22 protein-coding genes are annotated in these 23,411 nt (G+C 65.7%); 14 read left to right on the plus strand and 8 right to left on the minus strand.

Going from position 1 to position 23,411, the window contains the following annotated elements:
* Nucleotides 1-20: 20 nt before the first annotated feature.
* The 6 genes from AC2D9V_RS13630 to miaA all read right to left on the minus strand — a co-directional run bounded on the left by AC2D9V_RS13630 (nucleotide 21) and on the right by miaA (nucleotide 8,299).
* Entirely contained in the window at nucleotides 21-2,111 is a 2,091-nt protein-coding gene (locus AC2D9V_RS13630; RefSeq protein WP_484714633.1) for a dipeptide ABC transporter ATP-binding protein, read from the minus strand.
* Nucleotides 2,112-2,115: 4 nt separating this feature from the next.
* Complete coding sequence (locus AC2D9V_RS13635) at nucleotides 2,116-3,372, minus strand: ABC transporter permease (protein ID WP_484714634.1); 1,257 nt, start codon at nucleotides 3,370-3,372, stop codon at nucleotides 2,116-2,118.
* Between the two features lie 12 nt (nucleotides 3,373-3,384).
* Nucleotides 3,385-4,464 carry an ABC transporter permease gene (locus tag AC2D9V_RS13640; protein ID WP_484714635.1) on the minus strand — a complete coding sequence of 360 codons (1,080 nt, stop codon included), beginning with the start codon at nucleotides 4,462-4,464 and terminating at the stop codon, nucleotides 3,385-3,387.
* Nucleotides 4,465-4,586: 122 nt separating this feature from the next.
* Entirely contained in the window at nucleotides 4,587-6,227 is a 1,641-nt protein-coding gene (locus tag AC2D9V_RS13645; RefSeq protein WP_484714636.1) for an ABC transporter substrate-binding protein, read from the minus strand.
* Between the two features lie 235 nt (nucleotides 6,228-6,462).
* The gene (locus AC2D9V_RS13650) at nucleotides 6,463-7,260 is read right to left on the minus strand and encodes an AraC family transcriptional regulator (RefSeq protein WP_484714637.1); all 798 of its coding nucleotides are present in this window, start codon (nucleotides 7,258-7,260) and stop codon (nucleotides 6,463-6,465) included.
* A gap of 172 nt (nucleotides 7,261-7,432) precedes the next feature.
* A complete protein-coding gene (gene miaA / locus AC2D9V_RS13655; protein WP_484714638.1) occupies nucleotides 7,433-8,299 on the minus strand; it encodes a tRNA (adenosine(37)-N6)-dimethylallyltransferase MiaA in 867 nt (288 codons plus the stop codon).
* Nucleotides 8,300-8,381: 82 nt separating this feature from the next.
* On the opposite strand from miaA, the gene pyrH reads away from it, so the two are divergent.
* From pyrH to lpxB, 12 genes are all read left to right on the plus strand, one after another.
* Nucleotides 8,382-9,104, plus strand: a complete 723-nt coding sequence (gene pyrH / locus AC2D9V_RS13660; protein WP_484714639.1) for a UMP kinase — start codon at nucleotides 8,382-8,384, stop codon at nucleotides 9,102-9,104.
* Nucleotides 9,105-9,370: 266 nt separating this feature from the next.
* Nucleotides 9,371-9,937, plus strand: coding sequence for a ribosome recycling factor (gene frr, locus AC2D9V_RS13665; protein WP_484714640.1), 567 nt, complete (start codon nucleotides 9,371-9,373; stop codon nucleotides 9,935-9,937).
* Between the two features lie 15 nt (nucleotides 9,938-9,952).
* Nucleotides 9,953-10,687 carry a polyprenyl diphosphate synthase gene (uppS, locus tag AC2D9V_RS13670; protein WP_484714641.1) on the plus strand — a complete coding sequence of 245 codons (735 nt, stop codon included), beginning with the start codon at nucleotides 9,953-9,955 and terminating at the stop codon, nucleotides 10,685-10,687.
* Nucleotides 10,684-11,580 (plus strand): phosphatidate cytidylyltransferase, encoded by an 897-nt coding sequence (locus AC2D9V_RS13675; RefSeq protein WP_484714642.1) that lies wholly within the window; start codon nucleotides 10,684-10,686, stop codon nucleotides 11,578-11,580. The genes uppS and AC2D9V_RS13675 overlap by 4 nt, the downstream gene beginning before the upstream one ends.
* Entirely contained in the window at nucleotides 11,580-12,764 is a 1,185-nt protein-coding gene (dxr, locus tag AC2D9V_RS13680) for a 1-deoxy-D-xylulose-5-phosphate reductoisomerase (RefSeq protein ID WP_484714643.1), read from the plus strand. The genes AC2D9V_RS13675 and dxr overlap by 1 nt, the downstream gene beginning before the upstream one ends.
* Nucleotides 12,765-14,090 (plus strand): RIP metalloprotease RseP, encoded by a 1,326-nt coding sequence (gene rseP, locus AC2D9V_RS13685; protein ID WP_484714644.1) that lies wholly within the window; start codon nucleotides 12,765-12,767, stop codon nucleotides 14,088-14,090.
* A 156-nt stretch (nucleotides 14,091-14,246) separates the two neighbouring features.
* Nucleotides 14,247-16,589, plus strand: a complete 2,343-nt coding sequence (gene bamA, locus AC2D9V_RS13690; RefSeq protein WP_484714645.1) for an outer membrane protein assembly factor BamA — start codon at nucleotides 14,247-14,249, stop codon at nucleotides 16,587-16,589.
* A gap of 83 nt (nucleotides 16,590-16,672) precedes the next feature.
* Nucleotides 16,673-17,161 carry an OmpH/Skp family outer membrane protein gene (locus AC2D9V_RS13695; protein ID WP_484714646.1) on the plus strand — a complete coding sequence of 163 codons (489 nt, stop codon included), beginning with the start codon at nucleotides 16,673-16,675 and terminating at the stop codon, nucleotides 17,159-17,161.
* 92 nt (nucleotides 17,162-17,253) lie between these two features.
* The gene (gene fabZ, locus AC2D9V_RS13700; RefSeq protein ID WP_484714647.1) at nucleotides 17,254-17,715 is read left to right on the plus strand and encodes a 3-hydroxyacyl-ACP dehydratase FabZ; all 462 of its coding nucleotides are present in this window, start codon (nucleotides 17,254-17,256) and stop codon (nucleotides 17,713-17,715) included.
* 10 nt (nucleotides 17,716-17,725) lie between these two features.
* Nucleotides 17,726-18,532 carry an acyl-ACP--UDP-N-acetylglucosamine O-acyltransferase gene (gene lpxA / locus AC2D9V_RS13705; protein WP_484714648.1) on the plus strand — a complete coding sequence of 269 codons (807 nt, stop codon included), beginning with the start codon at nucleotides 17,726-17,728 and terminating at the stop codon, nucleotides 18,530-18,532.
* The gene (locus AC2D9V_RS13710; protein ID WP_484714649.1) at nucleotides 18,529-19,335 is read left to right on the plus strand and encodes an LpxI family protein; all 807 of its coding nucleotides are present in this window, start codon (nucleotides 18,529-18,531) and stop codon (nucleotides 19,333-19,335) included. Before lpxA ends, AC2D9V_RS13710 begins: the two co-directional genes overlap by 4 nt.
* A 91-nt stretch (nucleotides 19,336-19,426) precedes the next feature.
* Nucleotides 19,427-20,566, plus strand: coding sequence for a lipid-A-disaccharide synthase (gene lpxB / locus AC2D9V_RS13715; protein WP_484715011.1), 1,140 nt, complete (start codon nucleotides 19,427-19,429; stop codon nucleotides 20,564-20,566).
* Here the strand turns inward: lpxB and AC2D9V_RS13720 are convergent.
* Nucleotides 20,514-21,020, minus strand: a complete 507-nt coding sequence (locus AC2D9V_RS13720; RefSeq protein WP_484714650.1) for a DUF2059 domain-containing protein — start codon at nucleotides 21,018-21,020, stop codon at nucleotides 20,514-20,516. The genes lpxB and AC2D9V_RS13720 overlap by 53 nt on opposite strands.
* Entirely contained in the window at nucleotides 21,017-22,177 is a 1,161-nt protein-coding gene (gene mnmA / locus AC2D9V_RS13725; protein WP_484714651.1) for a tRNA 2-thiouridine(34) synthase MnmA, read from the minus strand. The genes AC2D9V_RS13720 and mnmA overlap by 4 nt, the downstream gene beginning before the upstream one ends.
* A 124-nt stretch (nucleotides 22,178-22,301) precedes the next feature.
* On the opposite strand from mnmA, the gene sciP reads away from it, so the two are divergent.
* Nucleotides 22,302-22,580, plus strand: coding sequence for a CtrA inhibitor SciP (gene sciP / locus AC2D9V_RS13730; protein ID WP_484714652.1), 279 nt, complete (start codon nucleotides 22,302-22,304; stop codon nucleotides 22,578-22,580).
* Nucleotides 22,581-22,678: 98 nt separating this feature from the next.
* Nucleotides 22,679-23,389, plus strand: coding sequence for a response regulator transcription factor CtrA (ctrA, locus tag AC2D9V_RS13735; RefSeq protein WP_484714653.1), 711 nt, complete (start codon nucleotides 22,679-22,681; stop codon nucleotides 23,387-23,389).
* Nucleotides 23,390-23,411 lie beyond the last annotated feature (22 nt).

Here is a 23,411-nt window from a genome sequence, read left to right on the forward strand (position 1 = left end):
AGGTGGGGTGGAACCCCACCCTACTCGGCGGCGATCTTGATCACCGGCTCCATGCTGGCCAGCGCTTCGCGGCTGAGGTGGCACTTGATCTGGTGGCCGCCCTCCAGCACCTGAACGGGGGGCATCTCGCGTTCGCAGAGGCCGGCGGGGCTGACCTGGGATTTCCAGCGGCAGCGGGTCTGGAACGGGCAGCCGGGGGGCGGGTTGACCGCCGAGGGGATGTCGCCTTCCAGCACGATCCGCTTTCGTTCGACCTTGGTGTCGGCGATCGGGACGGCGGACAAGAGCGCCTCGGTATAGGGATGGTAGGGCGGTTGGAAGACCTGGTCGGTCGTGCCCATTTCCACCACATGCCCCAGATACATGACCATCACCCGGTCGCTGAGATAGCGGACGATCGAGAGGTCATGGCTGATGAAAAGGAGGGTTGTCTTGTTCTCACGCTGGATGTCCATCAGGAGATCGGTGACGGCGGCCTGCACCGACACGTCAAGCGCCGAGACGGGTTCGTCCGCGACGACGACCTTGGCCCCTCCGGCGAAGGCCCGGGCGATGCCGACGCGCTGCTTCTGTCCGCCGGAAAGCTGGCGCGGCATCCGGTCGGCGAAGGCGCGGGGAAGCTTCACGAGGTCGAGGAGTTCCAGCATCCGCTGCTGCCGTTCGGCATCGGACTTGCCGTAGTGGAAAATCTCGAGCGCCCGGATGATCTGGCGGCCCACACTCATCGACGGGTTCAGCGTGTCGAAGGGGTTCTGGAACACCATCTGCACCGACGAGACGACATCGGTATTGCGCTTCTGGATCGGGGTGGACTGGACGTTTTCGTCAAAGAGCATGATCGACCCGGAGGTCGCGGTCTCCAGCCCCATCAGCACCTTGGCGAAGGTCGACTTGCCGCAGCCGGATTCGCCCACGATGGCCAGCGTCTCGCCTTCGCGGGCCTCGAAGCTGAGGGTCTCATTGGCCTTGACCACCTTCTTCGCCCCGCCGCCAAAGGCGCCGGACGAGACCGAGTAGTATTTTTTCAGGTCTTCCATCTTCAGGACGACCCGGCCGACGGCGGCCTTTTCCTTGACCTCGCGTTTGGCGGGCGGGGCCTCCCAGTCGATCTCCTGCCAGCGGAGGCAGCGGCTTTCGTGCCGGTCGTCGCCGGGGACGGCGGACATCGGGATATCCGTGGCGTCGCAGCGGCCCTTCTGGAAATAGTCGCAGCGCGGCCCGAAGTTGCAGCCGGGCGGGCGTTCGTGGGGCAGGGGGAAGTTGCCGGGGATCGAGATCAGGGGACGCGCGTTCTTGTCGGCCCCGGGCAGCGGGATAGAACGGAAGAGCGCCTGGGTATAGGGGTGGCGCATCTTGTCGAAGACTTCGGTCACGTTGCCGGTCTCCACCGCCTCGCCCGAATACATCACGCAGATCCGGTCGCAGACATCCATCACCAGCCCAAGGTTGTGGCTGATGAAAAGCATCGAGGTGCCGTACTTTTCCCCGAGGTCTTTCACGAGGTCGACGATCCCGGCCTCGACCGTCACGTCGAGCGCGGTGGTGGGTTCGTCGAGGATGAGGAGCGCGGGCTTGGCCATCAGCGCCATGGCGATGACGATGCGCTGCTGCTGGCCGCCCGAAAGCTGGTGCGGATAGCTGTTGATGATCCGGTCGGGGTCGGGCAGGCGCACGTCGGCGACGATCTGGCGGGCCAGCTTCCAGGCCTCGTCCTTGGCCATGCCGGAATGGATCATCGGCACTTCGGCAAGCTGCGCCCCGATCTTCATCGCCGGGTTCAGCGAGGCCATCGGCTCCTGGTAGATCATGGCGATCTCGCTGCCCCGGATATGGCGCAGTTCTTCGTCGTTCATGTGGGTCAGGTCGCGGCCCTTGAACCTGATCGACCCGCCGACGATGCGGCCGGTCTTGCCAAGCTCTCGCATCACGGCAAGGGCGACGGTCGACTTGCCGCAGCCGCTCTCGCCCACGAGGCCCATCGCCTCGCCCGCCATGACGGTGCAGGAGAAGTCCATGACCGCCGGGATTTCGCGCAAGCGCGTGAAGAAGGAGATCGAGAGATGCTCGATCTCCAGAATAGGTTGCGAGGGGTCCCAGTCGGATGCGGTCATGGCGTCAATCCTTCAGGCTTTCTTCGCGCAGGCCGTCGGCGAGGAGGTTCAGGCCGAGGACGAGGCTCATCAGGGCGAGGGCGGGCACCACGGCGGCGTGGGGGAACATGCTGAGCGTCTTGCGGCCGTCATCGATGGTCGACCCCCAGTCCGGGCTGTCGGGGGCGACGCCGAGGCCGAAGAAGCCGAGCGTGCCGAGGAGGATCGTGGTGTAGCCGATGCGGAGGCAGAAATCGACGATCAGGGGCCCTCGCGCGTTGGGCAGGATTTCCCAGAGCATGATATACCAGGCCCCCTCACCGCGGGTCTGTCCGGCAGCAACGTAGTCGCGCGATTTCAGATCCATCACAATGCCGCGCACGATGCGGAAGACCGTGGGCGCGTTCACGAAGACGACCGAGACGAAGACGTTGAGGAGGTTCGGCTCCATCGCCCAGACGCCAAGCGGGTCGGCGTTGAAGGCGAGGCCCGAGTAGGCCCAGAGGCCGAAGACGAGGACCGCCCCGACGTAGAGGTTGCGCTTCATCGGGTCGGTGAAGAAGCGGGCGTTGAGAAGGACCGAGAGGAAGATGATCGGGAAGATGAAGAGGGCGGCTGCCATCATCGTCGGGATCGACATGCCGAAGCAGGCCAGGCCCCCGCCGCCTTCCGCTGCCGCGCAGGCAAGCTTCGCCTCGGGCGAGAGGAACGCGCCGAAGAAGAGGATCTTGTGGGCCACGATCTCGGGCGTGACGAGCAGGTAGAAGAGGAGGATGACCGGGAAGGCGAGGACGAGGTTCGCTAGGAAGGAAAGCCCGGTGTCGAGCCTGCCGCCGAAGTAGCCGGCGGGGACGCCCAGCGTGATCCCGACCATGAAGGCGAAGGCGGTGGCGGCGGGTGCAATCGCCAGCACCGACCGCGCGCCCATCACCATGCGGCTAAAGACGTCGCGCGCAAGATGGTCACCGCCGAGGAGGAAGTGGCTGTAGTCACCATCGGCGGCGTTGGCGAGCGCGGTGCCGAGCGGCTTGTTCTTCATGCCCGAGAACTGGGCGTATGGGTCGAAGGTCACGATCTGGTCGGCCAGGATGGCGGTGAAGACCCAGAACATCACGATGCCAAAGCCGATCATGCCCACCGGGCTGTCGAAGAGCTTGCCGTAAAGCCCAAGCCGGCGCTTGAAGGTGATAGACAGGGCGTAGGTGATGGCCAGCGCGATCCAGACCGGCACGAACTGGACGAACATGCGGCCGAGGATGGCGAGGTAGGAGAGGTCTTCCATCGCGCGCGTCCCCTACGAAAGCCGGATGCGCGGGTTCAGGAACACATAGCCGATGTCCGAGATGAGCTGGGTCACCAGCACCACGAACACCGCCACGACCGAACAGCCGAGCAGAAGGTTGATGTCGTTGTTGCCCGCGGCCTGCACCAGCGTCCAGCCGAAGCCCTTGTAGTTGAACAAGGTCTCGACGATCACGACGCCGTTCAGAAGCCAGGGGAACTGTAGCATGATCACGGTGAAGGGCGCGATCAGCGCGTTCCGCAGCGCGTGGCGCATGACGACCTGGTTGAAGCTGACACCCTTGAGGCGCGCGGTGCGGATGTATTGGGCGGTCATCACCTCGGTCATCGAGGCCCGGGTCATGCGGGCGATGTAGCCGATGCCGTAAAGCGCGATGGTCAGGACCGGCAGGGTGAAGCTCCAGAAGGTGATGTTGTCGGGCGAAGCCGCGCCCTGGAACAGGACCTTGCCGTCGATCCAGCCCCATTCGGCCAGAAGCGGCGACAGGCCCGTGACGGGAGAGGCGAGGAGCGCCACCAGGATGACGCCCGAGACATATTCCGGCGTGGCGGTGGTGGCGATCGAGAAGGTCGAAAGGACACGGTCCGTCCGGCTGCCTTCGCGCATCCCGGCGATGACGCCGATCAGAAGCGAGGAGGGGACCATCACGATCATCACCCAGAGCATCAACCAGCCGGTGGCGGCCAGCTTTTCGCCAAGGTTTTCAAGGACCGGCCCGCGGAAGAAGGTCGAATAGCCCCAGTCGCCCTGCAACACGCCGCAGTAGCGCGGGGCGATGGCGGGGTCGGTCCCTGCCTCGAAGCAGCGCCCGCGGGCGACGCCCTTTTCATCGACATTCGTCCAGCCCGGCACCACGCCCAGCCACTGGCCATAGCGATTGAGGGTCGACCCCCCGTGGCCGTTGTCGATAATCCACTGCGCCACCGCTTCGTCCGTCATCCGGACGGATCCTTCGGACCGGGCGAGCTTTTCAAGGTTCGGCGGCAGGTTCGTGAGGTAGAAGACCACGAAGGTCAGCACGAAAGCCGTCAGGATCATCAGCCCAAGGCGGCGGGCTATGAACTTGAGCATGGGGCTACCTCCGCTCCGTATGATCAACGGAACCTGCGGCGCGATCGCGCCGGGTTGGGCTTGCTGGGGATATCAGGGCAGTGGGGGCGCGCCACGGTCGGCGCGCCCCTTTGGCGTCAGGCTCAGGCAAGCGACCACTTGTAGTGGAAGTGGTCGTTCGAAGGATGGCGCAGCATGCCGACCACGCCTTCGCGGTGATGCTGGTAGAGCGAGCGCGAGTACGGGTTGATGATGTAGCCTTCGTCCTGCAGGATTGCGCCCAGCTTGGCCGCAACCTCGCGCCGAGCGTCGGCATCGGCGAGAGAGAGCGCCTGGCTCATCAGCGTGTCGAACTCGGGGTTGTTCATGCCCGTCTCGTTCCACGAACCCGTCGAGGTGTAGGCAAGCGACATGTTCTGCACCGCCAGCGGACGGTGGTTCCAGGTCGTCGACGAGAACGGGTACTTCTGCCAGTCGTTCCAGAAGGTCGACCCCGGCATGACCGTGTGCTTCACGTTCATGCCCGCGTCTTTCAACTGGGCCACGACAGCTGCCGTGGTCGAGGCTTCGAACCCGTCGTCAAGCGAGATCACCTCGAACTCGGCGTCCTTCAGGCCGGCGGCTTCCAGCGCCGGGACAAGGCCCGCGGCGTTCACGGTCTGCGCCGGAAGGGTCGGGTATTCCGGGTGGATCGGGAACATGTGGTGGTTTTCGCCGGTCTTGCCGAGGTTGTTATACCCCAGTTCCAGCACCACGGCCGGGTCGACCGCAAGTTGGATCGCCTGACGGACGGCCTTGTCCTTGTAGAGGTCGGAGTTGGCCGAGTTCATCCGCACGACGATGGTCGCGGCGGTGACCACTTCCATCTTCACCCAGCCAAGGGCGTCAAGCTGGTCGATGAAGTCACCTGTCGTCTCGTAGTTGGCGTCGATCTCGCCCGAGCCGGCAAGCGCCACCATGGTCGAGGGGTCGGTGCCGAAGTCGATGTAGTGGATTTCGTCCAGAGGAGCGGTGCCACCCCACCAGGTGTGGTTCGGCGCGCGGACGAGGGTTGCCTTCTGGCCAACCGAGACTTCGCCGGGGACATAAGGACCGGTACCGATCGGGTTGGTCGAGGGGTCCGAGCCGTCGACGAAGCTGGAGTGCACCACGGCAGCCGGGTAGTCGGCGAGGTTCGGCACGATCGCGATGTCGGGGGCCGAGAGCATCAGCTTGACGGTCATGTCGTCGACCTTGACGACCGAGCCTTCGCGCAGGGTCTTCGTTGCTTCGTCGACAAGGCCGAGGAAGCGGCTGGCCATCGCGTTGCCTTCGACGTTGCCGTCGGTCCAGCGGCCGAAGTTGCGGACGACGTCATCGGCAGTGAAGGCGTCGCCGTTGTTCCAGGTCACACCCGGACGGACTTTCAGGGTCCATTCGGTCGCGTCGGCGTTGGCCTCCCAGCTTTCCAAGAGGCGGCCTTCGAAGGTGCCGTCCTCGTTGTACTGGATCAGGTATTCCAGCCAGCCGCGGTAGACGTTTGCAATCTGCGGCCAGTCGGCCAGGCGCGGATCCTTGGTGCCTTTCACCTCCATCCCGACGCGCAGGATGCCACCCACCTTGGCCTCCTGGGCCTTTGCAGGGGCAGCAAGCCCGATCATGCCGTAGGCGGCGACGGCGGACACGCCAAGGGCGGTCGCGCGGGTCAGGAATTCACGGCGGTCGATCTGGCCGGCTGCGTATTCCCTGGCGTGCATCTTGGCCGCCGGATGGATTCCGGCAGCGCGTGTAGTGTCGGTCATCATGGTCTCCCTGTCAGGCAGTTTATGGTTGTTGGAATGGCTACACAGTTGCGACACTGCTTGTTGACCGGTTGATCCGGTTCTTCACGGCATGGCCGCAGAAACTAAGCCCCCCTGTCGACTATAGCGCAACTTTTTTGCCCCCGCGTCAACGACTGCTTTCGCCAGTTCCTGTCGCGTTTACGACATATTGAAGTCGATTCCGCGCAGCCTGTTCCGGCAGGCTTGCAACCGCTTGCTAGATCGTCCGCCGGAAGGCCGTCGGCGACTTTCCGGTAAGGTGCTGGAAGGCCCGGGTGAAATAGGCCGGGGAGTTAAAGCCGAGCTGTTCCGCGATTCGACCGACCGGCATCTTCGTTTCGGCCAGAAGCTTGCGGGCCTCGAAGATCCGGCGGTCCTGCAGAAGTGCGATGGCGGGCCGTCCGCAGGCGATATTGCAGCAGCGGGTCAGGTGGGTCGGGGTCACGCCCAGGGCGGCGGCAAAGTCGGCCACGCCCATCCCGGTGCGGAAATTGCGTTCCAGAAGCGCGGTGTAACGCGCGACGAGGCGGCGGGTGGCGTCGGGACGCGGCGCCTCGGGTTCGGCCTTGCGGGCCTGACGTTCCAGCCAGACGCCCAGAAGGTCGACATAAGCCTCGGCCGCGCGGTCATGCGCGGGGGTGCTGCTCTCCATCTCGCGCAGGATCGAATCGAGCAGGATGTTCACCTCCTGCTGGGCATGAACCTCTCGTATCCGCAGGTGAAGCGGAGTTTTCGGCAGGGCGACGGGCGAATTGCGGCCGAAAAAGACAGCCGTGCCAAAGACTTGCGGTCCCGCCTCGAACCCGTGCATGACGCCGGGGGGAATGAAGATCGCGTTGTGGGCGGTGTAGCCGCGCGTGACGCCCGAGATCGTGATCCGCCCCTGGCCCTTGGTGAACCACAGAAGGCAGGCCTCGGGCAGGGACCGCATAGCCTCGACCCGCCAGCGCCCGCCGGCGGCGAGGCGCGGAATGGCGACAAGGCGCACTTGCGAGGCGGGGAGAGAAACGGTCATGGCGCGGTCGTGGTCCTGATAGCGGTCTGGTTCGAAGTAAAGCAGCCCCCCGGGGCGAACCCAAGGGAAAATCCCGTATAGCGGGGGAACTTGTCCACCATTATGGCGAAAACCTGTGCATAACTAGGTGGATAATGCGAAAACCGCGCGAAGAACGCGGTGTAAGTGGTCGTTATGGAAGGATTACCCGTGTCCAGGACGCCATGTTGGACCGGAACCAGGTTCTTTGCCTTTTCGCATATTGGCGGCTGGCGATGGTCGCCGCGGTGATCGCCTCCTCAAGGCCGATCCGGCCCTGAAGATGGGCGATGAGTTCCGGCCCGCCGATGGCCCGGGAGGAGGGGCGCGCGGGGTCCGAGCCGGGGAGGTTCGCCCGCGCCTCATCCAACGCCCCGGCCTTAATCATCGCCGCGAAGCGCCGGGTGATCCGGTCGTTCAGCCAGTCGGTTTCGGGCACGAGGACCAGCGCTTCGGCCGCTTTGCGCGGAAGAAGCGGGGCGGGGGTCTCTTCCTGCCAGGCGGCCAGGCCACGTCCGGTGGCACGCAGCACCTCCCACGCCCGCTGGACACGGGCGCCGTTCATCGGGTCGATCCGCGCCCGTGTGGCTGTGTCGAGTTCGTCCAGCAGCGCCTGCCGGCCTTCGACGCGCATCCGCTGGTCCGCTTCTTCCCGAACGGCCGGCGGAATCGCGGGGATTTCGGCCAGGCCGCGGGTCAGTGCGGTGAAATTCAGCCCGGTTCCGCCGACCACTACAACGGGAGCATTAAGAAAAGGTTTCACCTCGCGCAGCCAGTGGCCAACGGAATAGGGCTCGTCCGGTCCGACATGGCCGTAAAGGGCGTGGGGCAGCGCGGCCTCGTCTTCCGGCGTAGGGCGGGCCGTCAGGATGCGCCAGTTGGCATAGACCTGCAGCGCGTCCGCGTTGACGATCACGCGGCCGTCGCGGGCGGCAACCTCCATCGCCAGGGCCGATTTTCCGCTGGCCGTCGGCCCCGCGATGAGGACCGGTGCCTCGCGCGAGATGCTGTCGATCCGCATGCCCGAACTCTGGTTGAACCCGGATCGGTTTTGCGACATTTTGCGGCCCAGTCCAAACAGAAAACGATATGCAGGGGTGCCCATGACCGGAACAGCCACCAAGTACAGCCGGGTGATGCTGAAGATCTCGGGCGAGGCGCTGATGGGCGACCAGGGCTATGGCCTGCATCCTCCGACCGTGAACCGCATCGCCGAGGAGGTGAAGTCGGTCCGCGACCTCGGCGTCGAGATCTGCATGGTGATCGGGGGCGGCAACATCTTCAGGGGCTTGCAAGGGTCTGCCCAGGGGATGGAACGGACGACGGCGGATTACATGGGGATGCTGGCGACGGTGATGAACGCCCTTGCCATGCAATCGGCGCTGGAGGCGATCGGGGTTTTCACCCGTGTGATCAGTGCGATCCCGATGGACCAGGTCTGCGAGCCCTACATCCGCCGCCGCGCGGTGCGGCACCTGGAGAAGAAGCGGGTCTGCATCTTCGCGGCCGGGACCGGGAACCCCTATTTCACCACCGACACGGCGGCGACCCTGCGGGCCAGCGAGATGGCCTGCCAGGCGATTTTCAAAGGGACAAAGGTCGATGGGGTCTATGACAAGGACCCGAAAAAACACGCGGACGCAAAGCGGTACGAGCATGTGACCTACGACGAGGTGCTGGAGAAGCACCTTGGCGTGATGGATGCGACGGCGATCGCGCTGGCGCGGGACAACGACCTGCCGATCATCGTCTTCAGCCTGGACGAACCCGGCGGGTTCCGGGGGATCCTTGCCGGGCAAGGGACCTATACCCGGGTTCAGGGCTAAGCCCTTACGAACGCCGGGTTAATCGGGGAGCGCAGGGCGGAATGGGCTGTCTTGAATCCGTCTTCCATGCGTCTTCCATTTGTCTCTACGCGCGCAAGAGCCATGAACGGTTAACCATGCAAGACGAATCGGGTCGCGGCGCAGTGGGTGCTTTGGCCTATACCGCCCGCCCGAGGCTCTGCTATAGAGCCGGAAACCTTGCGGCGCCGGGCAGAGGCAGGAGTCCTCTGTCGAAGGGCCCCCTGACGAAGTGAAGGACATGACCGATGGCTCATGAAGAGATCGAGATCGACACCGACGACCTGCAGCGCCGGATGGATGGCGCGATGGCGGCCCTGAAGCACGAATTCGCCAGCCTTCGGACCGGACGGGCCAGCGCCTCGATCGTCGATCCGATCATGGTCGATGCCTATGGCCAGATGACCCCGATCAACCAGCTGGGGACGGTCAACGTGCCCGAGCCGCGGATGGTCGTGATCAACGTCTGGGACAAGGGGATGATCTCGAAAGTGGAGAAGGCGATCCGCGAGAGCGGCATCGGGATCAACCCGGTCACCGACGGTCCGCTGATCCGCCTGCCGATCCCGGAACTGAACGAGGAACGCAGGAAGCAGCTTTCCAAGGTGGCGGCAGGCTATGCCGAGAATGCCAAGATCGCGATCCGCAACGTGCGGCGCGACGGGATGGACCAGATCAAGAAGGCCAAGTCCGCGGGGATGAGCGAGGACGACCAGAAGATGTGGTCCGAGGAAGTGCAGGACATGACCGACAAGGCGATCGCGGCCGTGGACAAGGCACTTGAGGCCAAGCAGGCCGAGATCATGCAGGTCTGACAGGGGAAGCGTCCGGTGTCGAAGGACTTGCCAAACGGACACGGGATCAGGCCGGTCAACCATCTTGCCATCATCATGGACGGCAATGGCCGCTGGGCCACGAACCGGGGCTGGCCGCGTCTGGTCGGGCATCGCCGGGGGGCCGAGCGGGTGCGCGAGATCGTGCAGGCCTGTCCGGACCTCGGGATCCGATGGCTGACACTTTATGCCTTCTCGACCGAGAACTGGAAACGGTCGACCGAGGAAGTGCTGGGCCTGATGGCGATCTTCGCCCGCTACATCGAGCGCGAGGCCGAGAGGCTGTCGCAGGCGGGGGTGCGCTTGCGGTTCATCGGGGAACGCAGCCGGCTGGACCCGAAGCTCCAGCGCCTGATGGCCGGGATCGAAGCGCGGACGGCCGGATATGACCGGCTGAACCTGACAATCGCCGTCAACTATGGGGGGCGGGACGAAATTCTGCGTGCGGCGCGGCGGATTGCCGAGGCGGCGGCGCTGGGGGTTCTGGACCCCAAGCACCTGACCGAGGCCGCCTTTGCCGAGCGGCTGGACACCGGCGGCTTTCCTGACCCCGATCTCGTCATCCGCACCAGCGGTGAGACACGGACGTCGAATTTCCTGCCGTGGCAGTCGGCCTATGCCGAGTACGAATTCACCGGCACGCTCTGGCCCGATTTCACGCCGGAAGAGCTTGCCGCCATCGTGACCCGGTTCTCGAACCGCGATCGGCGGTTCGGCGGGGCTCTGGCGTGACCGGCGCCGAAGAGCCGGGCCCGGTGCCCGCGCCTGAGGTGGAAGCGGGCGAAAGGGCCGAGGCTGACCTCACGGCCACGTCGATCCCGCCTGGCCGGCCGGTCGGGCGCTGGTCGGACTTGCGCAAGCGGGTGATCTCGGCCGTGGTTCTGGTGGCGGTCGGTGGCGCCGAGATCTGGCTTGGCGGCCCTTCCTTCGCGGTACTGGTCGTTCTTCTGACGGCGGCGATGATCTGGGAGCTTGCCCGAATGACGGCACCCGGGCATGAGAACACGCCGCTTGGCCTTGCGGCACTTGCCGCGCTTTGCCTTGCGGTGACCTGGTTCTTTCCCGACCGGTTCTCGGTGGCCTTCCTGCTGGCACCCGCCCTCGCCATTGCCCTGACCGACCGGCGGGACCGGCGCCTGTCCAGCCTTTACTCGGTCGCGATCATGATCGCAGGTTACGGTCTGATCGACATCAGGATGACGGCAGGGACTCCCGTGATCCTGTGGCTGGTGCTGATCGTGGTCGCCTCGGACGTGCTGGGCTATTTCGTCGGTCGCATCTTCGGCGGGCCGAAGTTCTGGCCGGCGATCAGCCCGAAGAAGACCTGGAGCGGTACGGTCGCGGGCTGGGCCGGGGCGGCGCTGGTTGGTGCAGGGTTCTGGATGGCGGGCTATGCCGGGCCGGGGCTGGTGGTTCTGTCGGTCATTGTCGGCTTTGCCGGGCAGATGGGCGATATTGCCGAAAGCTGGGTCAAGCGGCGCTGCGGGGTCAAGGATGCCTCGACGCTGATCCCCGGGCACGGCGGGGTGCTCGACCGGTTCGATGCCCTGATCGGGGCGCTGGTTGCGCTGATGCTTCTGGACCTTGTCTTCACGCTTCCGCTTCTCAACGGGGGGGCGGGCTGATGCGGCGGGTCTCGATCTTCGGGGTCACCGGGTCGATCGGCGAGCAGACGGTGGATCTTCTGCGTCGGGCGGGGGGGGCCGGGGCGTTCAAGGTCGTGGCGCTGACGGGCGGGCGGAACATCGCCCGGCTGGCCGAAATCGCGCGGGAGCTGCGGGCCGAGGTGGCGGTTTGTGCCGAAGCCTCGGGGCTGGCCGAACTGCGGGAGCGGCTGGCGGGGTCAGGTGTCGCGGCGGCGGCGGGGCCGGAGGCGATTGCGGAAGCGGCGGACCGCCCGGCTGACTGGGTGATGAGCGCCATCGTGGGCGCGGCGGGGCTGGTTCCCGGCTTCCGGGCGCTGCGGCACGGGACGACGCTGGCGCTGGCCAACAAGGAAAGCCTTGTCACGGCGGGGCCTCTGCTTCTGGCCGAAGCGGCTGGGCATGGGGCGCGTATCCTGCCAGTCGACAGCGAGCATTCGGCGATCTTTCAGGCCTTGGCGGGCGAGGATATCGGGGCGGTCGAGCGGATCATCCTAACTGCCAGTGGGGGCGCCTTGCGCGACTGGCCGCTGGAGGCCCTGTGCAAGGCCACGGTCAAGGAGGCGATGGCGCATCCGAACTGGGCGATGGGGCAGAGGATCACGATCGACAGCGCCTCGATGTTCAACAAGGCGCTCGAGGTGATCGAGACGCGCGAGTTCTTCGGCGTGGCACCTGAGCAGGTCGAGGTGATCATCCACCCCGAAAGCCTGATCCATTCGATGGTCGGGTTCCGGGATGGGGCGATCATGGCGCATATGGGGGCACCCGACATGCGCCATTCCATCGGCTATGCGCTGAACTGGCCCGCGCGGGATGTGCTGCCGGTGGCGCGGCTGGACCTGGCGCAGGTGGCGACGCTGACATTCCGGGCACCGGACATGGCGCGGTATCCGGCCCTGCGGCTGGCACGCGAGGTCATGGCGCGGCGGGGGCTGGCGGGGGCGGCGTTCAATGCGGCGAAGGAGGTGGCGCTGGACCATTTCCTGGGCGGAGGGATCGGGTTCATGGACATGGCCGGGGTGGTCGAGGCGACGCTGGAGACGCTTGACGACGACCTTGGCGGATCACATCTGCGAATGACCCTTGAGGATGTGCTGGCCATGGACCATCTGGCGAGGGTGAAGGCGGGCGAACTGGCCCGGCACAGGGCAGGGAGCCGCTAAGTGGAGTTCTTCGCAGCCATCGGCGGCACCGCCTGGACGGTCTTCTTCTTCATCGTGGCGCTGTCGATCATCGTCTTCGTGCACGAATACGGGCATTACATCGTCGGCCGCTGGTCGGGCATCCATGCCGAGGTCTTTTCGGTCGGGTTCGGTCCGGTCCTGTGGAAGCGCCGCGACCGGCGCGGGACGCAGTGGCAGATCGCGGCCGTGCCTTTCGGCGGCTACGTGAAGTTCCTGGGCGATGCCGATGCGACCTCGGTCCGGCATGCCGATATCTCGGGCCTGTCAGCCAACGAGAGGCGGCACACGATGGCCGGGGCCCCCCTTTGGGCGCGGGCGGCGACGGTGGCGGCGGGGCCGGTGGCGAACTTCATCCTGACCTTCGTGCTGCTGGCGGGGATCCTGCTGGTGCTGGGTGTCCCACGCGAGGAGCCGACGGTGGGGGCGCTGCGCGAGATGCCGGTCGATGGCGCCTGGCTTGAGGAAGGCGACGTGATCCTGGCGCTGAACGGGATGCCGACGCCGGACCGTGAGACCTTCGGGACGGTGCTGAACGACCTGCCGGCAAGCGCCAGCGTCGACTACCGGGTGCTGCGCGGCGGGGACGAGCTGACCGTAACCGGTCCCCATCCCTTTGCGCCGGTGGTGGGCCAGGTGATGATCCGCTCGGCCGCGATGGATGCAGGGCTGCAGGCCGGCGATGTGATCCTGCGTGCGGGCGGAAAGGATGTGACGACCTTTGCCGAGCTTCCGGGCATCGTCGCGGAGTCGAAGGGCGATCCGGTGCCGCTCACGGTCTGGCGGTCGGGCGAGACCTTCGATCTGACGCTCAGCCCGCGCGTGCGCACGGTCGAGGACGAGACGGGGGCCTTCGTCGAGCGGTATCAGATCGGGGTCGTGGCGGGGCTGGCCTTCGAGCCGGCCATGCGGTCGACCGGCCCCTGGGAGACGGTGACGCTGGCGCTGGGTCAGATGTGGCAGATGACGACGACCACCTTCGCGGGCCTCTGGCACATGATCATCGGCACGATCTCGAGCTGCAACCTGTCGGGGGCGATCGGGATGGCCGAGACGATGGGCGATGCGGCGCGCAACGGGGTGGAAAGCTTCATCGGGATGATGGCCGTCCTGTCGCTGGGCGTGGGAATCCTGAACCTCTTTCCGATCCCCGTCCTGGACGGCGGACACCTTGTCTTTCACGCCTATGAGGCGGTCACGCGCCGCCAACCGTCGGAGCGCGCCTTGCGCCTCTTGATGTCGATCGGGCTGACGCTGGTGATCGGGCTGATGATCTTCGGTCTGAGCCGCGACCTGATCTGCGTCTGACCCGGGGCATCGGCAATTCACCGCAGGCCGCCCGAGGGGCGTCTTGAAGGTCGCATACAAGATATGGGAAAGTTATCCACAGGCACCGCAGGCTTTTGACAAAGCTTGGCTTTCCCGATAGTCAAACCGGAACGTAGAATTGGTCGAGGACGCATGATGCAAGGGACCTTCCGCAAGCCTCTGGAACGGTCATTTCATGCGCGGGGAACGGCGCGGCTTCTGGCAACGGTGGTTTTTGTCGCTGCCGCAACGGCTTCGGCACCGTTCCTGACCCCGGCCTATGCGCAGTCCTATTCCTTTTCGAACGTCGTCATCGAAGGCAACACGCGCGTCGATCCGGCAACGATCCTGAGCTATGCCGGAATCAGCCGGGGGCAGGAGGTTACGGCCGCCGGGCTGAACGATGCCTTCCAGCGGATCGCGAATTCGGGGCTGTTCGAATCCGTCGATCTTGATCCGCAGGGCAGCACGCTTGTGATCCGGGTCGTGGAATACCCGATCGTCAATGTCATCAGCTTCGAGGGCAACAAGCGGATCAAGGACGAGCAGCTGGCGGAACTGGTGAAGTCGCAGACCGCGCGCGTCTTTTCGCCGAGCCAGGCCGAGGCTGACGCCGCCGCAATCGCCGAGGCCTACCGCGTCTCGGGCCGTCTTGCAGCCACGGTCAACCCGAAGATCATCCGCCGGTCGGACAACCGGGTTGACCTTGTGTTCGAGGTGACCGAAGGCAGGGTGGTCGAGGTCGAGCGGCTGAATTTCGTCGGCAACCGCGCCTTTTCGGACCGGCGCCTGCGGCAGGTCCTGGAAACCAAGCAGGCCGGGTTCCTGCGCACGGTGATCCAGAGCGACACCTTCATTGCCGAGCGGCTTGAGGTCGACAAACGCGTGCTGACCGAGTTCTACCTGTCGCGCGGGTTCATCGACTTTCAGGTGCTGGACGCCAGCGCCGAGGTCAGCCGCGAACGCGATGCGACCTTCGTGACGTTCTCGATCCGCGAGGGTCTGCAGCATACGATCGGTCAGGTCACCACGGTTTCGGAGGTCGAGGGTCTGGATGCCGCCGAATTCGCTGCGGTCCAGCGCATCCGCACCGGGCAGACGTGGTCGCCGCTTCTGATCGACAACAACATCACCCGGATGGAAACGCTGGCCCTGCGGAAAGGGCTGAACTTCATCCGGGTCGAGCCGCGGTTTACGCGCGATCCGGCCAACCAGGCGGTGAACGTTGAATTCGCCATCGTCCGTGGTGAGCGGATCTTCGTCGAACGGATCGACATCGAGGGCAACGCGACGACGCTGGACCAGGTGATCCGCCGCCAGTTCCGCACGGTGGAAGGTGACCCGTTCAATCCGCGCGAAATCCGCCAGTCGGCGGAACGCATCCGGGCGCTGGGCTTCTTCTCGGACGCGCAGGTCGAGGCCGAGCCGGGTTCGGCCCCGGATCAGGTGGTGGTCAACGTCGATGTCGAGGAACAGCCGACGGGATCGCTGTCCCTTGGTCTCAGCTATTCGGTGAACGACGGGACGGGCATCAACCTTGGATTCTCGGAATCGAACTTCCTTGGGCGGGGGCAGGCCCTGTCCTTCAACCTGTCAACGGCGTCGAACAACCAGAACTCGAGCTTCAGTTTCACCGAACCCGCGCTTCTCGGCCGCGATCTCAGCTTCAGCGCAGGGGTCTATTACCGGACCTCGGAATACGACAACTCGTTCTACAACACGCGCAACATCGGGATCACCTCGGGCATCGGCTTTCCTGTCGGAGAGCAGTCGACGCTGGGGCTGAACCTGCGTTACTCCGACGACCGGCTCTGGGATGTGAGCGCTGACAGCTCGCCTATTCTCCAGCGCGAAGACGACGTCGAGGCGCTGCGGACGCTGTCGATCGGCTACAGCTATGAGTTTGACAACCGGATCACCGGCCTGAACCCGAAAGGCGGGGTGCTCCTGCGCTTCAGCCAGGACTATGCCGGCTTCGGCGCGGACACGAACTATCTGGAGACGACGCTCTTTGCCTTGGCGGAGACCAAGGTGGTCAACGAGGAGGTCACTGTCCGTGCGATCTTCGAGGGAGGGTCGATCAACTCGTTCGGCGACAGCACGACCCGGGTGACCGAGCGCTATTTCGGCCGCAACAAGATTCGAGGGTTCGAGCCGAACGGGATCGGCCCGCGCGACCTCGGGTCGGTCAACCAGGACGCTCTGGGCGGCAACATGTTCGTTGCGGCGCGGTTCGAGGCCGACTTCCCACTGGGCCTGCCCGAGGAATACGGGATCACCGGCGGGACGTTCCTTGACATCGGCTCGGTCTGGAGCCTGGAGGACACGGCGGGGGTTCTGCCGGTGGACGACAGCTTCATTCCCCGGGCGGCGATCGGCTTTTCGGTGTTCTGGGATACTCCGATCGGTCCGTTGCGCTTCAACTTCAGCCAGGCGCTGAAGAAGGAAGACTACGACGAGGAACAGAACTTCGACTTCACGATCTCGACTCAGTTCTGATGGCCGGGGCGCTGCAGAGGCCCCGGCGCCGAGGGCTGATCCTGCAGGCACTGGCTGTGACGCTGGTCTTGTCTGCGCCCGTTATGGCACAGGAGGGAGCCCCCCCGGCGACCGCCCCGATCCTGACCCTTGACCAGAACCGGTTCTTCCTCGAATCGGATTTCGGCCAGGCCGTCGTCGAGCGCGAGCGTGCCGCAAGTGCCGCGCTTGAGCAGGAAAACAAGCGGATAGAGGCCGAGCTTGTGGCCGAGGAACGCGCGCTGACCGAACAGAGAAAGACGCTTCCGGCCGAAGAATTCTCGGCCCTGGCGACGGCCTTCGACGAAAAGGTGGAACGCATTCGAAGCGCGCAAGACGCGAAATCGCGGGCGTTGGTCGAGCAGCGGGATCGCGAACGGCAGCAATTCCTGCGGGTGGTTGTGCCGGTTCTGGACGAGCTTCTGAACGAGCACAGGGCGGCGGCAATCCTGGACCAGGGGACGGTGATCCGGGCGCTCTCGGCTGTGGACATCACCGATGAGGCCATTGCCAGACTGAACGCGGCGATGGCGGCCGGGGAAGGTGAGCCGTAGTCCCGGCGCGGGCAGGAACTTGTCTGTGATGCCCCGACTTGCTAGCTAGGCCGAAAGGGCCAAGGGCCGACGGGACGTGAAGGAAGGACCAGATGGACGCAAGCGCCGTGACCACCGCCGATCTCGAGCTGATCCAGCGGATCATCCCGCATCGCTATCCGTTCCTGCTGATCGACAAGGTCCGCGACATCGTGCTGCACGAGTCCTGCGTGGGCATCAAATGCATCACCCTGAACGAGCCGCAGTTCCAGGGGCACTTCCCGGGTATGCCGATCTTTCCCGGCGTGATGATCATCGAGGCGATGGCGCAGACCTCGGGCATTCTGGTGGGTCTTTCCATGGACCTCGTGGACAAGAATGCGAAGGTCTTCTTCATGGGGGTCGATGGCGTCAAGTTCCGCCGCAAGGTGGTGCCGGGCGACGTGCTGGAGTTGCATGTCCGTGCCTTGCGCGGTGGCGGGCGGGTCTGGAAGTTCGAAGGCCAGGCCAAGGTCGAGGGCGAAGTTGCCTGCGAGGCGACCTTCATGGCGATGTTCGACGTGCCGAAGGCATGAGCCCCAGAGAATGAGCATCGATCCCTCAGCGCGCATTCATCCCTCGGCCGTGGTCGAGCCCGGGGCCGTGATCGGGGCGGGCTGCGAAATCGGGCCCTTCGCCCTGATCGGTCCCGAGGTCACGCTGGGTGACCGGGTGACGGTGAAGTCGCATGCGGTGGTCACCGGCTGGACCGATGTAGGCGACGACAGCGTGGTCTTCCCTTTCGCCACGGTGGGCGAGGTGCCGCAGGACCTGAAATACGCCGGCGAGCGCACGCGGCTGATCGTCGGCAAGCGCGCCCGGATCCGCGAGGCCGCGACGCTGAACACCGGCACCGAAGGCGGCGGCGGGGTCACGCGGGTCGGCGATGACGTGCTGATCATGACCGGCGCCCATGTCGGCCATGACGCGCAGATCGGCGACCGGGTGATCCTGGTGAACCACGTCGCGGTCGCGGGCCATTGCGTGTTGGGCGACGACGTGATCGTGGGCGGGCTTTCCGGCATCCATCAATGGGTGCGGATCGGCCGGGGCGCGATCATCGGGGCGCTGACGATGGTGACGAACGACGTGATCCCCTATGGCCTTGTCCAAGGCCCGCGCGGCGAGCTTGACGGGCTGAACCTCGTCGGCCTGAAGCGCCGTGGCGTCGACCGGGCCGAGATCACGGCGCTGCGGGCCGCGTTCCAGACGCTGGCGCAGGAGGACGGCAGTTTCCTCGACCGCGCGCGGCGGCTGGGGGATGAGGGCGACAGCCCCCTGGTGCGGGAAATCGCCGAGTTCATCCTGTCGAAGTCGGACCGCAGCTTCCTGACCCCGAAGGGCGGCCGGTGAAGACCGCGCTGATCGCGGGGCGGGGCGCGCTGCCGGCAGCGCTGGCCGCGACTATGGCAGAGCGTCCGCTCGTCACGGCGATGGAGGGCTTTGCGCCCGACGGTCTGGCGGTCGATCTCAGTTTCCGGGTCGAGCGCCTGGTGCCCTTCCTGCGCGCGCTGGAGCGGGAGGGGGTCGAGGAGGTGGTCTTCGCCGGGGCGGTGACGCGGCCAAGGCTGGACCCCGCGCTTCTTGACCCTGACACGGCGGCCCTTCTGCCCCGCCTGCTGCAGGCGATGGCGGCAGGGGATGACGCGACCCTGCGCGAGGTCATCGCGGTCTTCGAGGAGTTCGGCTTTGCCGTGGCCGGGGTCGAAACCGTGGCGCCGGCCCTGCTGCCGGGACCAGGGGTTCTGGCGGGAACGGTGACCGACCGCGATGCGGCCGATGCCGCGCGGGCGGCCGCGATCGTGGCGGCGCTGGGGGCGGTGGACGTAGGTCAGGGCGCGGTCGTGGTGCAGGGCCTTTGCCTTGCGGTCGAGGTGCTGCCGGGGACGGATGCGATGCTGGAGGGCGTTGCCGGGCTGAAGCCGGGCCTGCGGCCTGATCCTGCACGGGGACGAGGGCTTTTCTTCAAGGGGGCGAAGCCCGGGCAGGACCGGCGGATCGACCTGCCGACCGTTGGTCCGGAAACCCTGCGCGGGGTGGCTGCAGCGGGCCTCGGCGGGCTGGCGTTTCAGGCGGGGTCGGTGATCTGCCTCGACCTGCCCGTGATGCAGCGGCTGGCCGGGGAGCTTCAGCTTTTCCTCTGGGCACGGGAATGAACCGGGGCGGGCTCATCGCTTGGCTCACGGGACGTACTTCGCTGGCCCTGCCGCAGCGAAGAGGGGGCGAAGCCCGCCGATGAGCGATCCGGTGAAGCTGTTCCTCATTGCGGGGGAACCCTCGGGCGACCGGCTGGGGGCCGCGCTGATGGCGGGGCTGAAGGCGCTGGTGCCGGGCGTCCGGTTCGAAGGCATCGGCGGGCCGCTGATGGAAGCCCAAGGCTTGCGAAGCCTTTTCCCGATGGACGAACTGTCGGTCATGGGGATCGCCGAGGTCCTGCCGAAGTATTTCCCGTTGAAACGCCGGATCCGGCAAGCGGCAGAGGCCGCGCTCGCCTCGGGTGCCGATGCGCTGGTCACGATCGACTCGCCCGATTTCTGCCTGCGGGTGGCAGCGATCGTCACCGGGGCGCGGCCTGCGTTCCGGACGATCCATTATGTCGCACCCTCGGTCTGGGCCTGGCGGCCGGGGCGGGCGGCGAAGATGGCGCGGGTGGTCGACCATGTGCTGGCCCTTCTGCCCTTCGAGCCGCCCTACATGACGGCGGCCGGCATGACCTGCGACTTCGTCGGGCATCCGGTGGTGGCCGAGCCGCTTGCGACGGCCGCCGAGGTCGCAGCCATGAAGGCGAAGGTCGGCTGGCCGATCCTTCTGGCTCTGCCGGGCTCGCGCCGGGGCGAGGTGACGCGGCTGGCGCCGGTCTTTGGCGACGTCGTGGGTCAGTTGCAGGCCCGCCATCCGAAGCTTCGAGTGCTGCTGCCGACCGTGCCGGGTGTGGCTGATCTGGTGCAGGAGCTGACGGCAGGCTGGTCCGTCCGGCCCGAGATCATTCTTGACCCCGGCCAGAAGCGCGCGGCCTTTGCCGCGGCGGATGTGGCGCTGGCGGCCTCGGGAACGGTGTCTCTGGAACTGGCGGCAAATGGCTGCCCGATGATCATCGCTTATGACATGCACCCCCTGACCCTATGGCTGATGCGGCGGGCGGCGCTGGTCGATACGGTGACACTGGTGAACCTGGTCTCGGATACGCGGGTGGTGCCCGAATTCATCGGGCCGGACTGCCGGGCCGAGGCGATCGTCCCGGCGCTGGACGCGCTTTTGCACGACAGCGGGGCGCAGCGTGCGGCGATGGACGTGACGATGGAGCGGCTGGGCCGGGGTGGCGAGCCGCCGGGCCTCAGGGCTGCGCGGTCGGTTCTGCAGGCGCTGGGGGAGGGGCCTCGCCATTGATGATCGCAATGACCTGCGGCATCAGCGGCCCCATCTTTTCCTCGATCAGCGCCGCCAGCGCCGGCTGCTGCGCGGCCGTCAGTTGCGGCAGCTTGGTCATGGCCGAGCGGCCTTCCGGCGTGGCGTAGAAGTCGCGCAGGGCGGTGATTTCGGCCAGCGTCATCATGTCGGCCATGAGGCCGGACTGTTCGCGCATGAGGTCGGTCATCGGCACGGTGAACGTGTCGGCGTAAAGCTTTTCGATCCGGGCCAGCTGGTCGTCCGTCAGACTTTGGTCTGCGGCGGCCACCTGTTGCAGGATCGGCTGGGACAGCGACTTGACCAGCGCGTCCATGTCGAAGCTTTGCAACGCAAGCTCCACATATTCCGCTGCCACCGCCACGCGTTCCTCGCGGGTTTCAGCGACGAGCGGCAGGGGCAGGACCAGCGCGGCCGCCAGAATCAGGTGTTTCACGAGGCGTTTCCTTTCCAGACCCAACCGCCGCCAAAGACGCGGCTGCCTTCGGGGGCGTAGAAGACGCAGGCTTGCCCCGCGCTGACCCCGTCTTCGGGTGACAGAAGCTCGACCTCGGCCGTGGTCGGGCCGGTCGGGCGGATGATCGCCTCGCGCGGGGGGCGGGTGGAGCGGACCTTGACCTTCAGATGCCATTCGGGACGGCTGTCGAAGGGCGCGTCGCCCAGCCAGTTGATCTCGCGCACCGGGATGATGCGGGTCGCAAGCGCGGCCTTGGGCCCGACGATGACGCGCCGAGTCCCGGGGTCCAGCTTCACGACGTAAAGCGGTTCGCCGAGGCCACCGATGCCAAGGCCCTTGCGCTGGCCGATGGTGTAATGGATCACCCCGCGGTGGTCGCCGAGGACGTTGCCGTCAAGGTCGACGATCTGGCCGGGGTCGGCGGCACCGGGGCGCAGCTTTTCGATCACCGCCGCATAGTTGCCGTTCGGGACAAAGCAGATGTCCTGGCTGTCGGGCTTGTCGGCCACCGGCAGCCCGTATTTCGCCGCAAGCGCGCGGGTTTCGGCCTTCGAGGCCAGGTGGCCAAGCGGAAAGCGCAGGTAGTCGAGCTGTTCGGGCGTCGTCGAGAACAGGAAATAGGACTGGTCGCGCGCCGGATCGGCGGCCTGGTGCAGTTCGGGGCCGTGGTCCCCCAGCTTGCGCTGAATGTAATGGCCCGTCGCCATGCAGTCGGCGTCAAGGTCCTTCGCTGTGGCGAGAAGGTCCTTGAACTTCACCCGTTCGTTGCAGCGGATGCAGGGAACGGGGGTCGCGCCGGCAAGGTAGGCGTCGGCGAATTCCTCGATCACCGCCTCGCGGAAGGTGTTTTCATAGTCGAGGACGTAATGGGGAAAGCCCATCGCCTCGGCTACGCGGCGGGCGTCATGAATGTCGCGGCCCGCGCAGCAGGCACCCTTCTTGGCGAGCGCCGCGCCGTGATCGTAAAGCTGCAGGGTGACGCCCACGACGTCATAGCCTTCCTCGGCCAGCATCGCGGCGACGACGCTGGAATCGACGCCCCCCGACATGGCGACGACGACCCGCGTCTCGGACGGGGGTTTGGCAAGGCCAAGGGAGTTCAGGCCATGAAGGTTCGGGGCGACGTCGCGCGGCATGGGGCAGGTCCGGTTCCGGGAATGACCAGCAATATATGAAAATGCTGTGCAGTCTCAATCCCCCGTTTCAGCATTGATTAAGCCTGATCCGGCAAAGATGGCCCGAAAAGCAGAGGGTAAGGCGATGTTTCTGAAACGTGTTGATGGCCCAAGGCAGGTCAAGCTGCCCGATGGCAGCGTGTTGTCTCGGGCGGACCTCCCCCCCGCCGACACGCGGCGCTGGGTGGCAAGCCGCAAGGCGGTGGTGGTCAAGGCGGTGGTCTATGGGCTTCTGCCCATGGCCGAGGCGTTGGAACGGTACGGGCTCTCGGAAGAGGAATTTGCGATCTGGCGTGATGCGGTAGAGCGGCACGGCGACCAGGGCCTGAAAGTCACGGCGATCCAGAAATTGAGACAACTTTAAATTGTTTGCCACTCTCGCTTCAGGAAAGTAACCCTCGGTTAACCATTGCTCCGCAAGGTCGTTAACGATGAAGGCCAATGGAGCGGAGAATCCGGCAAATGCGCATTCTGCTTGTGGAAGACGACCCGACGACCTCGCGCAGCATCGAGCTGATGCTGACCCATGCCAACCTGAACGTCTATTGCACCGACATGGGTGAAGATGGCGTCGATCTGGCGAAGCTTTACGACTACGACCTGATCCTTCTGGACCTGAACCTGCCCGACATGAGCGGGCATGAGGTGCTGCGCCAGATCCGCCAGTCCCGGGTCGAGACACCGATCCTGATCCTTTCCGGCTCAGACGACACGGAGAACAAGCTGAAGGGCTTCGGCTTCGGGGCGGATGACTACCTGACCAAGCCCTTCCACCGCGAGGAACTGGTGGCGCGGATCCATGCGATCATCCGCCGGTCGAAAGGCCACAGCCAGTCGGTGATCCGCACCGGGCGCGTCGCGGTGAACCTGGATGCCAAGACCGTGGATGTCGAAGGCAAGGCGGTGCATCTGACGGGCAAGGAATACCAGATGCTGGAGCTTCTTTCCCTGCGCAAGGGCACGACCCTGACCAAGGAGATGTTCCTCAACCACCTTTACGGCGGGATGGACGAGCCGGAGCTGAAGATCATCGACGTCTTCATCTGCAAGCTGCGGAAGAAGCTGGCCGAGGCGACGGGCGGGGCAAACTACATCGAAACCGTCTGGGGCCGCGGCTATGTCCTGCGCGATCCCGCGACGACGCAGGCAACGAAGATGGCGGCAAGCGCCTGATCTTTACCTTGCCCGGCCCCGC

The organism is Tabrizicola sp. T46, from assembly GCF_057219895.1.

Excerpts from the sequence above, each read along its gene's own strand:
- AC2D9V_RS13635 (WP_484714634.1), bottom strand. The coding sequence starts at position 3,372 with ATGGAAGACCTCTCCTACCTCGCCATCCTCGGCCGCATGTTCGTCCAG.
- AC2D9V_RS13695 (WP_484714646.1), top strand. The coding sequence starts at position 16,673 with ATGGCACAGGAGGGAGCCCCCCCGGCGACCGCCCCGATCCTGACCCTT.
- AC2D9V_RS13645 (WP_484714636.1), bottom strand. The coding sequence starts at position 6,227 with ATGATGACCGACACTACACGCGCTGCCGGAATCCATCCGGCGGCCAAG.
- mnmA (WP_484714651.1), bottom strand. The coding sequence starts at position 22,177 with ATGCCGCGCGACGTCGCCCCGAACCTTCATGGCCTGAACTCCCTTGGC.
- AC2D9V_RS13650 (WP_484714637.1), bottom strand. The coding sequence starts at position 7,260 with ATGACCGTTTCTCTCCCCGCCTCGCAAGTGCGCCTTGTCGCCATTCCG.
- dxr (WP_484714643.1), top strand. The coding sequence starts at position 11,580 with ATGCGGCGGGTCTCGATCTTCGGGGTCACCGGGTCGATCGGCGAGCAG.
- AC2D9V_RS13640 (WP_484714635.1), bottom strand. The coding sequence starts at position 4,464 with ATGCTCAAGTTCATAGCCCGCCGCCTTGGGCTGATGATCCTGACGGCT.
- ctrA (WP_484714653.1), top strand. The coding sequence starts at position 22,679 with ATGCGCATTCTGCTTGTGGAAGACGACCCGACGACCTCGCGCAGCATC.
- lpxA (WP_484714648.1), top strand. The coding sequence starts at position 17,726 with ATGAGCATCGATCCCTCAGCGCGCATTCATCCCTCGGCCGTGGTCGAG.
- fabZ (WP_484714647.1), top strand. The coding sequence starts at position 17,254 with ATGGACGCAAGCGCCGTGACCACCGCCGATCTCGAGCTGATCCAGCGG.
- bamA (WP_484714645.1), top strand. The coding sequence starts at position 14,247 with ATGCAAGGGACCTTCCGCAAGCCTCTGGAACGGTCATTTCATGCGCGG.
- frr (WP_484714640.1), top strand. The coding sequence starts at position 9,371 with ATGGCTCATGAAGAGATCGAGATCGACACCGACGACCTGCAGCGCCGG.
- AC2D9V_RS13630 (WP_484714633.1), bottom strand. The coding sequence starts at position 2,111 with ATGACCGCATCCGACTGGGACCCCTCGCAACCTATTCTGGAGATCGAG.
- miaA (WP_484714638.1), bottom strand. The coding sequence starts at position 8,299 with ATGCGGATCGACAGCATCTCGCGCGAGGCACCGGTCCTCATCGCGGGG.
- pyrH (WP_484714639.1), top strand. The coding sequence starts at position 8,382 with ATGACCGGAACAGCCACCAAGTACAGCCGGGTGATGCTGAAGATCTCG.
- sciP (WP_484714652.1), top strand. The coding sequence starts at position 22,302 with ATGTTTCTGAAACGTGTTGATGGCCCAAGGCAGGTCAAGCTGCCCGAT.